Origin of the sequence: Pseudomonas oryzicola (assembly GCF_014269185.2) — a bacterium.
GTDB classification, from domain to species: Bacteria; Pseudomonadota; Gammaproteobacteria; order Pseudomonadales; family Pseudomonadaceae; genus Aquipseudomonas; species Aquipseudomonas oryzicola.
Genome location: NZ_JABWRZ020000013.1, coordinates 1 through 374 on the forward strand (window position 1 = coordinate 1; position 374 = coordinate 374).

Consider the following 374-nt stretch of genomic DNA (forward strand, 5'->3'; position numbering starts at 1 on the left):
GGGGTGCCCGGTTCGTCAGTGACAGTAGTGCTGACCGGCGTCTTGTCCAGATTGAGGTTTTCGAATTTCCAGACATCTGCACCGCTGACTGCCTCGATGGCATTGACCACCGGTTGGTTGGCACCAACATAGACGTTGTCAGGCGCGGTGGTGGTAGCCGAGCCAGTGGTGCTGTTGGCTGCCACGACGACCGTAGTGCCATCACTCAGCTTGAAGTACAACTCCGAGTGGTTGTTGATCGGCAGACCGTCTTTGTTGGTCAGCGTGATGGTGTAGGTGATATCACCGCCTTCGGTTACCGAAGGGGTAGCAGTCAGCTTCGCCACCACTTCATCAGTGGTGTCAGTGACCTGGACCTTGGCCGCATCGCCCAG

General features: G+C 57.5%; 1 protein-coding gene. It reads right to left on the reverse strand.

Annotated features, from left to right (window positions below; genetic code table 11):
* Window positions 1-374: immunoglobulin-like domain-containing protein (locus tag HU760_RS24365; protein WP_186680595.1), on the reverse strand; the 374-nt coding region annotated here is incomplete at both ends.